This window comes from Aliagarivorans marinus DSM 23064, assembly GCF_000429485.1.
GTDB lineage: Bacteria > Pseudomonadota > Gammaproteobacteria > Enterobacterales > Celerinatantimonadaceae > Aliagarivorans > Aliagarivorans marinus.
The window spans coordinates 20,947-34,512 of the sequence record NZ_AUBY01000022.1; the positions used below are offsets into that span (position 1 = coordinate 20,947).

At 54.7% G+C, this 13,566-nt stretch carries 14 protein-coding genes; 9 read left to right on the forward strand and 5 right to left on the reverse strand.

Features of this window, described 5'->3' with window-relative positions:
• Positions 1-9: 9 nt before the first annotated feature.
• Both G461_RS0110500 and G461_RS23925 read right to left on the reverse strand, forming a co-directional pair.
• Complete coding sequence (locus G461_RS0110500; RefSeq protein ID WP_026971807.1) at positions 10-1,035, reverse strand: ABC transporter ATP-binding protein; 1,026 nt, start codon at positions 1,033-1,035, stop codon at positions 10-12.
• Positions 1,032-1,799, reverse strand: coding sequence for a DeoR/GlpR family DNA-binding transcription regulator (locus G461_RS23925; RefSeq protein ID WP_051333496.1), 768 nt, complete (start codon positions 1,797-1,799; stop codon positions 1,032-1,034). The genes G461_RS0110500 and G461_RS23925 overlap by 4 nt, the downstream gene beginning before the upstream one ends.
• Before the next feature lie 236 nt (positions 1,800-2,035).
• On the opposite strand from G461_RS23925, the gene G461_RS0110510 reads away from it, so the two are divergent.
• The 7 genes from G461_RS0110510 to G461_RS0110540 all read left to right on the forward strand — a co-directional run bounded on the left by G461_RS0110510 (position 2,036) and on the right by G461_RS0110540 (position 7,785).
• Complete coding sequence (locus G461_RS0110510; RefSeq protein WP_026971808.1) at positions 2,036-3,055, forward strand: hypothetical protein; 1,020 nt, start codon at positions 2,036-2,038, stop codon at positions 3,053-3,055.
• A 40-nt stretch (positions 3,056-3,095) separates the two neighbouring features.
• Positions 3,096-3,845 (forward strand): TSUP family transporter, encoded by a 750-nt coding sequence (locus G461_RS0110515; protein ID WP_026971809.1) that lies wholly within the window; start codon positions 3,096-3,098, stop codon positions 3,843-3,845.
• Between the two features lie 18 nt (positions 3,846-3,863).
• Positions 3,864-4,187: a hypothetical protein gene (locus G461_RS0110520; protein ID WP_026971810.1), complete on the forward strand. Its 324-nt coding sequence runs from the start codon at positions 3,864-3,866 to the stop codon at positions 4,185-4,187.
• A gap of 235 nt (positions 4,188-4,422) precedes the next feature.
• Entirely contained in the window at positions 4,423-5,151 is a 729-nt protein-coding gene (locus G461_RS0110525) for a substrate-binding periplasmic protein (protein WP_026971811.1), read from the forward strand.
• A 96-nt stretch (positions 5,152-5,247) separates the two neighbouring features.
• On the forward strand, positions 5,248-6,066 hold the full coding sequence (locus G461_RS0110530; RefSeq protein ID WP_026971812.1) for an alpha/beta fold hydrolase: 819 nt from the start codon (positions 5,248-5,250) through the stop codon (positions 6,064-6,066).
• Positions 6,067-6,200: 134 nt separating this feature from the next.
• A complete protein-coding gene (locus G461_RS23930; RefSeq protein ID WP_051333497.1) occupies positions 6,201-6,929 on the forward strand; it encodes a substrate-binding periplasmic protein in 729 nt (242 codons plus the stop codon).
• Between the two features lie 253 nt (positions 6,930-7,182).
• Positions 7,183-7,785 (forward strand): hypothetical protein, encoded by a 603-nt coding sequence (locus tag G461_RS0110540; RefSeq protein ID WP_026971813.1) that lies wholly within the window; start codon positions 7,183-7,185, stop codon positions 7,783-7,785.
• A 9-nt stretch (positions 7,786-7,794) separates the two neighbouring features.
• Here the strand turns inward: G461_RS0110540 and G461_RS0110545 are convergent, their stop codons facing one another.
• Positions 7,795-8,694 carry a LysR family transcriptional regulator gene (locus G461_RS0110545; protein WP_026971814.1) on the reverse strand — a complete coding sequence of 300 codons (900 nt, stop codon included), beginning with the start codon at positions 8,692-8,694 and terminating at the stop codon, positions 7,795-7,797.
• A 94-nt stretch (positions 8,695-8,788) separates the two neighbouring features.
• On the opposite strand from G461_RS0110545, the gene G461_RS0110550 reads away from it, so the two are divergent.
• Complete coding sequence (locus tag G461_RS0110550) at positions 8,789-9,799, forward strand: zinc-binding dehydrogenase (protein WP_026971815.1); 1,011 nt, start codon at positions 8,789-8,791, stop codon at positions 9,797-9,799.
• A gap of 127 nt (positions 9,800-9,926) precedes the next feature.
• Here G461_RS0110550 and G461_RS0110555 read toward each other — a convergent pair whose 3' ends face one another.
• Complete coding sequence (locus G461_RS0110555) at positions 9,927-10,682, reverse strand: SDR family oxidoreductase (RefSeq protein WP_026971816.1); 756 nt, start codon at positions 10,680-10,682, stop codon at positions 9,927-9,929.
• A gap of 207 nt (positions 10,683-10,889) precedes the next feature.
• Between G461_RS0110555 and G461_RS23935 the strand changes: the two genes are divergently transcribed.
• Complete coding sequence (locus G461_RS23935; RefSeq protein WP_035480030.1) at positions 10,890-11,774, forward strand: LysR family transcriptional regulator; 885 nt, start codon at positions 10,890-10,892, stop codon at positions 11,772-11,774.
• 6 nt (positions 11,775-11,780) lie between these two features.
• On the opposite strand, the gene G461_RS0110565 is transcribed toward G461_RS23935, so the two are convergent.
• Positions 11,781-13,556 (reverse strand): SgrR family transcriptional regulator, encoded by a 1,776-nt coding sequence (locus G461_RS0110565; RefSeq protein WP_026971817.1) that lies wholly within the window; start codon positions 13,554-13,556, stop codon positions 11,781-11,783.
• Positions 13,557-13,566: the final 10 nt, after the last annotated feature.

A 13,566-nucleotide genomic window follows, 5' to 3' on the forward strand; every position in this document is an offset into this window, starting at 1 on the left:
GCGGACGGTTTAGTTAAGGCCCGCGGGGTTGAGGGAAGAGGTTGCATTACTTGCCACAAGCTGTTGTTTGGCGTGGCAAAACTGATGTAGGTCTTGGTCATCCCAGTCCAAAAACAGCTGTTGGCCGGGCGCAAATTGCTGAAAGCGTTCCACCTTGATGAAGATCTGCTGCTGGTCTTCCAGCGCCACCTTCAGCAGGGTGTTCTCGCCGTGGTAATCGGTGTTGAGGGCCTGGCAGCTCAGCCCTTGGCTGCTTAGACGCAGGTGCTCCGGGCGCACGCCCAACTGGTTCTGCTGACCGGGTAGCTGAAAGATGTTCATCGCCGGTGAGCCGATAAAGCGCGCGGTAAAGGTGTTTTGCGGCTGGTTGTAGAGCTCGTGGGGGCTGCCCACCTGCTGAACCTGGCCTTCGCTGAGCAGCACGATGCGATCGGCCATCGACATGGCCTCGATCTGATCGTGGGTCACGTAGATAAGGGTTAGCCCAAGTTGCTGCTGTAGGCTACGCAGTTCGCTGCGCATATCGGCGCGCAGCTTGGCATCGAGGTTCGATAGTGGCTCGTCCATCAAACAGATTGGATGCTGGCTTACGATAGCTCGGGCCAAGGCGACTCGCTGGCGCTGTCCACCACTGAGCTGGCTGGGCAGCTTGTGTTGCTGCTCACCGAGCGAGACCAGCTCCAAGGCTTCGTCTAAACGGCGTTGGCGCTCTTGTTTTTCAACCTTACGGGCCTTTAGGCCAAACAAGATGTTCTCTTTCACGCTGAGGTGGGGGAACAGGGCGTAGGACTGGAATACCATCGAGATATCGCGCTGCGAGGGCGCCAAACTGGTGACATCGCGGCCGCCTATTAGCATCTTGCCGCTGCTCGGTGCTTCCAGCCCGGCCAGAATGCGCAGCAGGGTCGACTTGCCGCAGCCCGATGGCCCCAACAGCGCGACAAACTCGCCGCGTTCAATGCTTAGCTCAATATTGTGTAGCGCCTGAAAATCGCCAAAGTGCTTGTTCAGGTCTTGAAGCTGTAAGTAGCTCATTGGGGGCTTCCTACCAGATGAAGGTCGACTTGATGCTGTTTACACAGGCTCGCCAGCTCATCGGCGTCGCAGTCGGTGTAGAGGGCATCAATATGTTTAAGGGTGGTAAAGCAAACGCTGGCACTGCGCAGGAACTTGCTGGAATCCGCCAGTAGCAGATTGTGCTTGCTGTTGCTAAGCATGGTGCGGGTTAGCTCCGCTTCGTCGTGCTGGAACTCAAGTAGCTCGCCGCTAGCCGAGATCCCGGCGATCCCGCACACCGCTAAATCGGCGCGGAAGGACTGCAAAAAGTTGTGCGCAGGCAGGCCGCAGATATCGTGATGTTGATGGCGCAAGCGACCACCACTGACCCAAGTCTCGATATTGGGGAACTGGGTCAGGCTCAACGCGGCATTTAGGTTGTTGGTGACTACCGTGAGGCTAATCTCACGTGGCAGCGCTTCGACCAGCTGAACCACTGTGGAGCCATAGCCCAAAAACAGGGTGCTCTGCGGCTCAATTACCTTGGCCGCGGCTTGGCCGATCAACTGCTTCATCGAAGCGTTGATGCCTGCACGCTTGGCAAAGGTTTGGTTGTTCATCGCCGGCGGCAGGGCAATCCCGCCATGCTGCTTGCGCGCCAAACCCAACTCACACAGGGCATTAATATCGCGACGGATGGTCTGCGGCGTCAGCGAATAGTGCTTGGCCAAGGCATCAGTTGAGATAAAGCCCTGCTCATTGAGCTGCTTAAGAATGGCTTGTTGGCGCGCTTCCAGAATCATGTTCGTTTGGCTTTCGTTTAGAGTTCAAATGAACATTACTCCTGAAAAAAGACAGCGGAGTTAAGCGTTAATGACAGCTTGATGACTGTTTGGCTACTGTTGATAGGTGGCGTATTTTCGTTTGAATACTTAAATGTGTAGGAGGAGATCAGTCGATAACAATACAGTCATTGCTTTTGTTTGTCGGGTTCTGAGACACTAAGACCTGCTGTCGAACGTTCTCATGTAAACCTCCAATGCTGAAACACAAACTTACCATTGCCCTCTCCATAGGCATACTTGCCATTATGGGGTTCGCCGCATTTATGCTCTACGATGAGCCGCTTTCTGACGATGCGCGGTATTTACTGAGCTTGGTTGAAGAGCCTCGCGAGAACGATGCTTACTATCTGCTTATTGGTCTGGACACCGATAAAGAGCAAGACCCTATAGCGGTGGGAAAAGCTTGCGCTCACAAGCAAAGCGATTTGTGTGAGTTTGCGAAATGGGACTTTGAGCATGCGCTAGATGATTGCCCCGACAACAGTACTTCTTGTTTCCTGGATAGCGATTTGACGGGGGCGCTAGAGCATTATTCAGTGCCTTTGCAGCGCATGAAGGCTTTTCTTGCCAGTGATGACTACTCTCCGGTGTTTCCCCCCGATATTAATCGCCGCACCGATGTTAATTGGCTTTTGGCCAATCAGATGGTGAGGTTAATGGTGGCACAACACCTCCAAGCGGGAAGTGCTGTTGAGCTTGAGGAGCTACTTGCACAATTGCGCGCACACTTAGTGATGACGGAGTCCTCACTCGCTAAGGTGCTCATACTGAATTGGACTGCTGCTACATTGAATGCACTGGTTGAGCTGAATGCCAGTACTCAGGTTGAGCCACTGACTGACAGTGAGCGATCTTTTGCCCGAGTTTTTGCCTACGATTTTGCTTCAATTTATAGCAGCTTGAACTTCGTCGCGATGGCTCAGAAAGAGCAACTTTCTAATCTCAACATCTTGAGCCGGCTTATCTACAAGGAGCGCACTACGGTGAACCGGCTTGCTAAAAATTACCGCGCGTTAATTAACAATGCATGGTCGCGGGATGACGCGCTTGAAGGTGATTTCAGGTCATCACTCAGCAAGTTTCCTTGGTATGAGTACTTGCGAAATTACATTGGTGTGTTGCTGATAAAGGTAGCCACTCCCTATCCAATAGGCCTTACAAGTCTTGAGCTTGAGATGACTCAAGCGATTGAAACACTCAATCGTCAGAGATAATCCCTGCTAACTCTTTTGAACTACTAATACTTTAGCGTCCATGGACATCACCCTAGAACTACTCCTAATCGCCTTTGCCACCTCGCTATTCGCTGGTGTTATCGACGCTGTTGCCGGTGGCGGCGGTCTGACTATCCTGCCGGTGCTAATGCTGCTGGGGCTATCGCCGGCTCAGGCGCTAGGTACGAACAAGCTGCAGGCTATTTTCGGCAAGCTCTCGTCGGTGCGTTATTTTATGCGGGTGGGGCTTATCGACTTCTCGGCGATTAAGGTGCCGATGATCTGCTCCTTTATTGGTGCGGGCCTGGGCGCGTATGCGGTGCAGCGTATTCCCACCGATGTTTTGCTCACCTTAGTGCCTTACTTGATTGCCTTGGCTGGCCTGTATATCGCCTTCTCGCCGCGCCTTGGCGATAAAGAGCTAACGGCCCGCATTGGCATGACTGCTTACGGCTTTACCACCGCGCCACTGGTTGCCTTCTACGATGGCTTCTTGGGCCCGGCCTCTGGCTCGTTCTTTATCATCAGCTTTATTAGTTTGCTTGGCTTTAGTCTGGCCAAGGCCACGGCGCACGCCAAGTTGCTGCTTATCGCGTCAAACCTGTCGGCGCTATTGATGTTTGTGCTGGGCGGGCAAGTGCTGTGGCGGGTGGGCTTGGTGATGGCGGTGGGGCAGTGGATCGGCGCGCGCTACGGGTCTGCCTTGGTGCATCACAAGGGGGCCAAGGTCGCCAAGCCGATGCTACTGGCGATGTGTTCGCTGATGTTGGGTAAGCTCCTCTTTAGCTAGTTTTCTGGAAAGTACTAAATGTCGATAAAAAATCTTCCTTTCATTCTCTATTTCTTGGCGTTGTTTGCCTATCACATCGGGCTGTTTGGTGAAGCGGAGGTGAGTCGTTCATCGATGGATGGGGCACAGCGCCACTTTGACGCACTGTTTGTTAGCGATGCTAACGGCGCGTATGTGGTTCAACAGCCTATTCAAATCGGTGGCGTTCGCTTAGGTCCGGGCGCGACTATCGGGGCAAATGTTGAACTGGCTGGTATCCGACTGGGCGATCTGGAAGGGCAGGAGATTGAGGTTATGCAGCAAGAAGGCCGTTTAGTACTGCTCGTTGATTTAGACCGCTAGCTCGGCGCTGGCGTGTCTCGCCCAAATTACTGGATTATCTCGGTGAGCACGCATCCTGAGGCTGCTTTGGTATAGGGGCTAGGGCGGATAGTGGTCGGCTCGACTAAGCTATTTGAAATCGATAGTCGTAACTACAGCGAATGGCGTCGTATTCAGTGCCAGAACTGAACCCTTGAATCAACAGCTTCAGCAATCCCGTTAGGCCGTAGGCGATTTGGCAGAAGCGGTAAAGCGTATGAAGAGCGTGTTAAAACTACTTGTTGTCGTCTGTTTGTTTGGCCTGTCTTGGGGGACAAGCGCTAACAGCGTGTCGATCGCCACAGTCCAGCAAGCGAACCCCTTAGCCCAAGTGTGTGTGCGGGTAATGAGAGAGGTGTATCAACGTTTGGGCTACAGCATGGAAGTTCAATACGGCCCGGCTAAGCGATCCTTCGTTGATGCCAATAACGGCAAGTACGATGGTGAGTTGTTTCGCGTTGCCAGCGTGGCGCGAACACATCCTAATCTGATTCAAATCCCGGTGCCTATCTGTACCCTCGATGCGGTGGTGTTTAGCAAAAGCCTGCGCTTTCCTGTGTCAGGTTGGGAGAGCCTGGAGCCTTATCTGATTGGGCTGATGCGTGGTGTGCAGTTTGCCAGCGTTGGCACTGAAGGTATGAACCGCGAGTTCAGCAACAACTTGGATTCGCTGTTTAGGAAGCTCGATGCTGGGCGGCTGGATATCGTTGTCGAGTCGCGCTTTAACGGTCAGTTTGCTTTGCAAGAGCTAGGGCTCGCGCAGTCGATCACCCAGCTCACTCCCCCGATTGCCAGATACGACTTGTTTCACTACTTGCATAAAGACCACAGCGGGCTGGCGGAAAAGCTTGAGGCGCAGTTAAAGGAGATGGAACAGGATGGGTCGTTACAGCAACTGATTTACCGCTCCGAGCAGCAGGTACAGCTCAACCATATGAATCGATAGCCCCTATCGTCGCCAAGAGCCAAACTCCTCTCTAGAATTACCTTGCAACTCACTGATAAAGTGGGCCTTTCCGCCATGTTCAACAAGGAGTTTAGTGTGAACGAATGGACGCTACCTTATACTTTTGAGTTTCAAGACCGGCCAGTGAGCTGGGGCGTTGCAGGGGAAGGAGAGCCGCTGGTGTTGGTACACGGCACCCCTTGGTCGTCGTTTAACTTTCGGCATTTAATCGATGAGCTCTCTCGGGGCTATCGAGTCTATTTCTTCGACCTGCTGGGCTATGGCCAATCCGATAAGAGCGATGCCGATGTCTCTTTAGGCATCCAAAACCAGCTATTGGGTGCGCTGATAGAACACTGGCAGCTGGTATCTCCCTATATCGTTGGTCACGACTTTGGCGGCGCTACCGTGTTGCGAAACCATATTCTGGACAAGCGGCACTACAACAAGCTGGTGCTCATCGACCCAGTTGCGCTCTCACCATGGGGCTCACCGTTTTTCAAACATATCGAGCAGCATGAGGCGGCATTTGCCGGGGTACCAGATTACATCCACGCCGCCATTGTCGAAGCCTATATCAAGACCGCTGCCCATCAGGTGCTGCCTGCTGAGACTATCGAAGGCATTCTCGCGCCGTGGCTCGGCGAGCAGGGAAAACCGGCGTTCTATCGGCAGATAGCCCAGGCCGATTCGACGTTTACCGATGAGTTTCAGGCGCGCTTTGATGAGGTTTGCTCGCCGTTGCTAATCCTGTGGGGTGAGCAAGACCAGTGGATACCCTGCGAGCAAGCCTATCAACTGCAGAGTAAGATCGCTGGCGCAAAGTTGGTGACCGTTCCAGATACCGGCCACTTGGTGATTGAGGAAGCGCCAGAGCGACTAGCAACGGAGATCCGCGCGTTCTTGCAAGGCTAGCTGGTCTATCGCGACATCTGCGGGTAATCCTGAGTCTCTGAGCTAAGCTATTGACTAGGCGTTACTAGCGTTTGTGATGCACATGGAATGTGCCGCCCAGTTAGCTGGGTGGCGCTGCGAGGCCAAGAGAGAGCATGAACAAAACTGCGTTATTGCTAGTGTTTATCTTGCATCTCTGTTTCTCCCATCCCCTGCAAGGACAGTCGCTCAGCATTACCACTTTACCTGAAACAGATCCTTTGGTTCAGCTGTGCGCGCGTATTATGAGCGAGGTCTATCAGCGGCTTGGCCTGGACCTCGATCTACGTTATATGCCACCAAAACGTGCGCTGGTGGATGCCAATAACGGCAAGTCCGATGGTGAGCTGTTTCGCATTGCTGGTATTGAGTCGCTCTATCCCAACCTTGTTCGCGTGCCAGTGCCCATCTACACCATTGAAGGGGTAGTGTTTAGCAAATTGCATGATTTTCAGGTTGCAGGCTGGGAGAGTTTGCGCCCCTACCGGATTTGGGGGCTGCGTGGGGTACACTTCTCCGAGGTGGGCACTCGCGGGTTTAACCGAGAGTTTAACAATCGGGTTGAACCGCTGTTTAAGAAGCTTGCGGCTGAGCGATTAGATGTGGTGGTGGAAACCAAATTTAGCGGAGCCATCATCTTGCAACAGCTTGGCCTGCAACAGGTCATTAAGACCCTCGAGCCGTCTTTGGCGCGCTTTGAGCTCTACCATTACCTTCATAAAGACCACCAAGCCTTATTGCCGATGTTTGAGGCGACCCTCACCGAGATGCAACGCGACGGCTCATTGGCAGCCTTAATCCTTCAATTCGAGCAAGCGTTACTGGAGAGCTTGCTGGGAGATTGAACGTAGCCATCTTCAACGGCCTAACGCTCTAGAGCCTTTCCTAAATATTAATTTGATTACTTACGGCTATAACTTGCTGTTACTATTGGCCTAAATCTAACTTCCCAATCCACCTATGTCGGGTAACCGAAGCTGGGTAAACGAAATGCTAGTGGCGCTTTGTGGCTCGAATGCCTCTGCTCCCACAAGCTTGGCCACGCCGCGGCCAATAGCGCGGTACTTGGATTGTCGGTAAACCTAAAGGACTCCCTTGATGAACAGCAAGCAACGAAGAGGGCTTGGACTGGCTTTAGTGGTCGCCATACTCGCCGTCAGCTACCAGTTATCTCCGCAGCCATTGGCCTTCGATGCACGAGGGCTCAGCAACCTTCCCTCGATCTTTGGCTATCTGATTATGCTCTCGCTGATTGTCGAGCGCGCCATCGAAGTGCTGCTTTCAGCGTGGCGAAGTGCCGGTGCAGACAAGCTGGATGGCGAGATTGAACAGCTCGCTGAGCGCCTATCGACGTTGCCCGAAGACTGTGGTGATGGCAGTGCTAGCGGTGATGAGCGTCAGCAACTCAGCGAACAGCTGCGCGCAGTCAAATGTCAGCGCGCGCTCTATCGCGTCCACTCTCGCCAGATCTCACAATGGTTGGGGATGGGCATTGGCGTGCTGCTCGGCTTAGTAGGCGTGCGAGTGCTAGGCAATATGGTGAGCGTAGTGGAGGTCTCAGACCTGCAAGCACGGCTGTTTGTGGTGGTCGATGTGCTGATTACCGGCGCGGTGCTAGCTGGTGGCTCAGAGTCCGTCAATCGCATTATGAAGCTATACAACCGCTTTATGGATGCAACGGCGCAGCGGACCAAGGCCTAAGTAGACTTGTTAGGCGTTGACCGATGATACCGGCTGCTCAGATAAGTGCTCCACCAAAAAATCCATCAACACCCTGATCTTGCGGTTGTGCTGCACATCGCGGTGACAAACCAGATACATCGGCAGCGGTGGGATATTGAGGCCGCAGTCGATGCGGATTAGCTTGCGTTGCTCTGCGACCGTGGCGTGGGTAAAGAGGATGCCCCCACCATGCACTGCGGTTTCCACCATCAGCGGCATATTGTCGGTGCGAAACAGCAACTCTTCATTGGACAGCGGCCAGCCCATGGCGGCTGCGCCTTCCTCGAGCTGCTTGTCGCGGTCAAAGCCAAGAATACGATGCTCGCCGAGCTGCTCTACGCTTTCGGGCGTGCCCTCCTTCAACAGGTAGCTATCGCTGGCGTAAGCGCCGAGCTCAATATCGCCGATATGGCGCATCACTAAGTCTTGCTGCAGCGGCCTGAACATGCGCACCGCGATATCGGCATCGCGTTTATCCAAGCTGGAGGCGTGGTTGGTGACCACGATCTGCACTTGCAGCTGCGGGTATTGGTCCATAAATATCGGCAACAAACCGGGCAGGTAGTACTGCGCCAGCATCTCATTGACCGACAGCCTGACCGAGCCGCTCAAGGTGGCGTCTTGCCCTTGGGCAATACGCTGTAAGCGCTCGGCCGAGGCTGCCATATGTCGGCTCTCTTCGAGCAGGCTATTGCCGAAGTCAGTCAGGGATAAGCCCTGAGTACTGCGGTCAAACAGGTTGCGGCCCAGCTTACTTTCTAAAGCCAGCAGTTGCCGACTCATGGTTGGTTGCGAGCAGCCTAATCGTTCTGCGGCTTTATTCAGGCTGCCGCTTTCGGCGATGGCGAGAAACAGTTGCCAGCCTTGCCAGTCGGGTTGCTTATTCATTTATGAATGAATACCTTTCATTTGGGGTTGTTCAATATTTACATATAAATAGCAAAATAGTCCCTGTGAATGGGTAAATCAACAGGGAACCAAGATGAACAGTAACCAGCAAATCGTGATTAGTCAGCATGGCGCACCGGAGGTGCTTGAGTTGATGGCGCAGACAAGCCGCGAGCCAAAGCCCGGTGAGGTGAAAGTGAAGGTGGTAGCAGCCGGGGTGGCCTATGCCGACGTTATGGCGCAGCGCGGCGGCTATCCGATTGCGCCAAAACCGCCGTTTACCCCGGGTTATGATTTTGCCGGTGTGGTGGAGCAAGTGGGCGAGGGAGTGAGCGGGTTTGCTAAGGGCGACCATGTGCTCGGGCTTAACCCGGTGATGGGCTGCTACGCTCAGCAGCTGTGCATATCGGCGCAATATCTGGTGCCTTATCCCAGCCACCTGCCGCCAGAAAAGGTGTGTAGTCTGGTGCTGAACTATCTCACCGCTTACTGCTTGCTACATAAAAAAACGCAGATGAAAGCAGGACAGACCTTGCTGGTCCACTCGGCGGCGGGGGGCGTGGGCTCGGCGCTACTTCAGTTGGCTGCGCTGGCAGGGATAAAGGTGTTTGGCACGGCCTCGGCGGGCAAGCTCGAGCTGGTGCGCAAGTTGGGCGCTACCCCCATCGATTATCAAAAAGCCGACTTTGTCGAAGAGATCCGCGAGCAGTGCCCACTAGGGGTGGATGTGGCGGTTGACCCTTTTGGTGGCGATAACCTGCGCCGCAGCTATCAAAGCGTGAGGCGCGGCGGTCAGTTAGTGAGCTATGGCTTTGCCGGCAAGCACTTTGGCGGCCTGAAGCCCATGCTAAGCGGGTTGGCCCAGTTAACCTGGCTGCGGCTGTTACCCGATGGCCGAAAAGTCGATTTTTGCGCCTTACCCGCCGAGGCCAAAAAAGACCCGCTTTGGTATCGGCAGGCCCTCGCTGAGCTAATTGATCTGCTGGTTGAGGGGAAGATCGACCCGATTATCGGCGAGGTGGTGCCTCTGCAAGAGGCCAGTAAGGCCCACACGCTGATTGAACGCGGAGCGGTAACGGGCAAGGTGATATTGCAGTGTGCTTAAGCTATCGGCCGAGATAGCTATGGCTGCGAGCTTATCGACTTCGCGGCGTCTCAATGTCACCAGTAATGCCACCTGCGCTACGCTTACGTTGCAGGTGGCGTTTGGCATATCAGACGCACGTTGCTGATTAGCGGGTGACAAAACCGCCATTTACAAACAGGGTTTGTCCGGTGGTCCACTGCGACTCCGCAGATGCCAGATAGCTTATCAGCGGCACAATGTCCTCAACTTGCCCGAGTCGATTGGCGGCGCTGGCCGCGCGCAGATGGGCGAGGGTTTGCTCGTCTTCCTCACCGTGCAAGAAGGGGGTATCGATGGGCCCCGGGCACACCGTGTTCACTGTTATCCCTCGGCTGCCAATCTCTTTGGCGAGCGCGCGGGTGAAGTGCTCCAGCGCGGCCTTGGAGCCTGCATACAACGAGTAATTGCCAGTAAAGGCGGCGAGCAATGAGGTGCCCATATTGATAATGCGCCCGTCGTCGGCAAGGTAGCGGGCGGCCTCTTGCATCACGAAGAAGGCTGCCTTGCAGTTGATATTGAACAGTTGGTTGTAATCGGCCTCACTGCAATCGGCTATCGGACGCTTAAGGATCTTGCCCGCGTTGTTGATCACGATGTCGATGTGGCCAAAAGTGTTATGGGCTTCAGCAAACAATGATCGAATGGCGTTGGGGCGGCTTAGGTCGCCTTTTACCAGCAACGCCTTGCTGCCAGCTTGTTGAACTTGCTCGGCGGTCACCTCCGCGTCGCCGCGTGATGCCTCACTGTTAAAATGCACCACGATATCGCAGCCTTGCTGAGCTAAGGCCACCGCGAAAGCTCGGCCCATGTTGCGGGCGGCACCGGTAATCACCGCCACTTTTCCATTGAGGTTACTTGTCATGATTTGCTCCTTGTTTGTTAACGATGACAAGCAAAATTCTAGGTTTATTGCATAATGGTTGGGTATGGTATTTTTTATCATCAATTAAGTGCATTAAATGCAATTATCTGATGTGTATTAGGGTTACTTCTCAGTATGACTTGTGACGTCGAGTGCCAACAAATACGGCACGTTAGTGCGAGCAATGGTTCACAGAAGGATAGGTGAATGAAGGGGATTACCAACGAGCAGCTGTTTTTGATGGTGGTTGAGGCCGGGAGCTTTAAGCGAGCCGCTGAATCGCTGGATATGGACCCATCTATCGTCAGTCGCCGGGTCGCCAACTTGGAGAAGCGGCTAGGGGTGAAGCTGATTGAGCGCTCAACCAGACAGTCTCTGCCCAGCGAGGCTGGTCAGCACTATTTCGCTGGACTCAAGACGCTGCTCGAAGAACAGCAAGCGCTGGAGAGCCAGATTTGCGGCACAGTGAACACTCCGTTGGGCCATCTAAAAGTGGCCGCTCCCCACGATTTTGGCTGTGAGTTTGTGATAGCGGTGCTGGAGAAGATGGCGGAGCGCTATCCTCAGCTGAGCGTGGAGTTAGTGCTGGGCAGTCACTATGAAAACCTTAAATCGCAGAACATTGATGTGGCGGTGAGGATAGGCGAGTTGGCCGACTCTAGCCTGATATGCAGGCGGATTGGCCAAGTTCCGCGTGTTTTGGTGGCCTCTAAGGGCTACTTGAAGAAGCGGGGCGTGCCCGAGTCGGTGGCGGCGTTGGCTGGACATGACTTTGTGTTTTACGCCCGCTCTCAGATCGATGGGCTTCTCAACGTGGGCGCACAATCTGTGCGGGTCAAAGGCCGCTTTGTGGTGAACAGCGTTAGTGCCATCAAGCAGTTGGTGCTCAATGACAAAGGCATCCATCACGGCCCGGTGTGGGCGTTTAGCAAGGAGCTGCGCGAGGGCTCGTTGGTGAAGGTACTGGTAGATGAGCCCCTGAAAAGCTATCCGCTGCATGTTCTGTACGTTTCGCGCAACTACCTGCCGGCCAAGATCCGAGTGTTTATCGATACCTTGATTGAATGCATCGGCCGAGATGGCTTCGAGTAGCCGCCGCTAGTGGCTCTCGCCCGCCGACCACACCTCTTGAATCGCCGGCCAGCCCCAGTGGGTGATCCGCACACCTTGTAGAGCCTTGTCACAGCGCAGGGTCTGTTTTTCGTGGAACAGCGGCAGTAAGGCGCCTTGGTAGATAAGCGTGGTTGCGATGGACTCGAGGGCCTTAAGGAAGTCTGGCCCCGGCGCAATCGCACGTGTCGCCGCTAACTTATTGCGCAGCCATTGTTGTTGCGCGGGTGGCAGGCAGCGCTGCAGGGGCGTGTTGTTAAGTAGCCACAGGTAGGCGGAGGACTGGCGGTTATCATCAAGGTTAATGCTCATTAATATCAGGTCGTCACCCAGTGGCTGTTGGCTGCGCTGGCACAGCTCGGCGTAGCTGTAGCGATTCACTTGGCAAGCCACCCCAAGCGGTGCCAACAGGGCTTTGATGGCGGCGGCGCAGCTTAGCAGGGTGGTTTCATCGTAGACCGCAATGGACAGCTTGCTGGGCAGCGCAGCGTTTGCCAGTGGCTGATGCCTTGGCACCGCCAGCCAGTTGGGGAGCAAGTTGTGAGCAGGTATGGCCCGCAGTAGCGTGCCTTGGGCCTGGCACTGCTGTTCGATATCGGCCTGGGTGAGCTGCGCTAGCACGGCGGCGAGCCGGGCTTGCTGTTCTTCTGGCCATTTCACTTGATTGACCAGCAGGTGCAAACAACCGTCTTCGGTGCGCGAGTAGTCGCTGTCGTCGCTGGTTTTGGCTGTATCAGCGCCGCAGGCTTGCTCGACCAAGGCGGAGACGCGAGGGCTGCTGGACATCGTGTGCTGAGGTGGAACTGGCGCGAGGCTGTTGGCTGCGGACGGATCGCGGTCAAACAGCCAGATGGTGACGCGGTCAACAAAGGCGCGGTAGCCGTGGTAGTGCTCGAAGGGCTCTAGCTGAAGTTTGCTGGTACTGCATTCGCTAACCCGAAACGGACCACAGCCAATTGGGGCCGAGGTTTGAGACAAGGTTAGCTGATGGCTGGGTTGAACCGAGAAGCGAAGATCTGAGAGCAGCAGGGCGAAGCTGGCGTCGCTGCTGGCCAGCTGAAACTCAACGCTTAGCGCATCGGCCGCATTGACCGCCGTAATGTGCGATAAAGATGCGGCGTAGGCCGGTAACTGGCGCATGGCGTTAAATAGCTTGGCCACTTCGTTGGCATCACAAACGCTGCCATCGTGAAAGCGCAGTTTGGGGCGTAGGTAAAAGGTCCAGCACAGCCGGTCCTTATCGTAGCGCCAGTGGTGGGCAAGTTGCGGTGTAACCTTGCCCTGTTCATCGCTTTGCACCAGACAGCTGTATATCTGGCGTAGAAAGAAGCGCTCGGTGTTTCGTTGTGGTAGCTGGGGCAATAGCGGTTGCAGTCGTCGGCGGTAGGTGAGTTGTACCCGTAGCTGACCTTGGTCAAGGCTCACCCCGCTGCTTTGTTGCAGGGCTTGTCCAAACAACTGTTGGTCGCCATCGAGCAGGGTGAGTGCCGTGTCATAGGCGTTGCGGCTAATCAGGCTCTTGGCCAGCTGAAGTTGTAGTTGGGGAAGTGGGTAGTGCAGCGCCAAGCTGGAGCGCTGATTACGCCCAACCTTTGGACTCCAGCTTAGCCAGCCTTTTTCTGCCAGCTGTTTAAGTAAGGTGCGGGCATGGCGAGGGCTGGTAAACAGCGCATCTGCCACCTGACTCAAGGTGGTCGCTATCGGCTGTTGGTCACCTAGCTCACTTAGGCGCGCATAGTAACGGTATGCTTTAACATCATCCAAAATAAGAACT

Coding starts and splice junctions, on each gene's coding strand:
- G461_RS0110540 (WP_026971813.1), top strand. CDS start 7,183: ATGAACAGCAAGCAACGAAGAGGGCTTGGACTGGCTTTAGTGGTCGCC.
- G461_RS0110525 (WP_026971811.1), top strand. CDS start 4,423: ATGAAGAGCGTGTTAAAACTACTTGTTGTCGTCTGTTTGTTTGGCCTG.
- G461_RS0110555 (WP_026971816.1), bottom strand. CDS start 10,682: ATGACAAGTAACCTCAATGGAAAAGTGGCGGTGATTACCGGTGCCGCC.
- G461_RS0110500 (WP_026971807.1), bottom strand. CDS start 1,035: ATGAGCTACTTACAGCTTCAAGACCTGAACAAGCACTTTGGCGATTTT.
- G461_RS0110550 (WP_026971815.1), top strand. CDS start 8,789: ATGAACAGTAACCAGCAAATCGTGATTAGTCAGCATGGCGCACCGGAG.
- G461_RS0110520 (WP_026971810.1), top strand. CDS start 3,864: ATGTCGATAAAAAATCTTCCTTTCATTCTCTATTTCTTGGCGTTGTTT.
- G461_RS23935 (WP_035480030.1), top strand. CDS start 10,890: ATGAAGGGGATTACCAACGAGCAGCTGTTTTTGATGGTGGTTGAGGCC.
- G461_RS0110515 (WP_026971809.1), top strand. CDS start 3,096: ATGGACATCACCCTAGAACTACTCCTAATCGCCTTTGCCACCTCGCTA.
- G461_RS0110510 (WP_026971808.1), top strand. CDS start 2,036: ATGCTGAAACACAAACTTACCATTGCCCTCTCCATAGGCATACTTGCC.
- G461_RS0110545 (WP_026971814.1), bottom strand. CDS start 8,694: ATGAATAAGCAACCCGACTGGCAAGGCTGGCAACTGTTTCTCGCCATC.
- G461_RS23930 (WP_051333497.1), top strand. CDS start 6,201: ATGAACAAAACTGCGTTATTGCTAGTGTTTATCTTGCATCTCTGTTTC.
- G461_RS23925 (WP_051333496.1), bottom strand. CDS start 1,799: ATGATTCTGGAAGCGCGCCAACAAGCCATTCTTAAGCAGCTCAATGAG.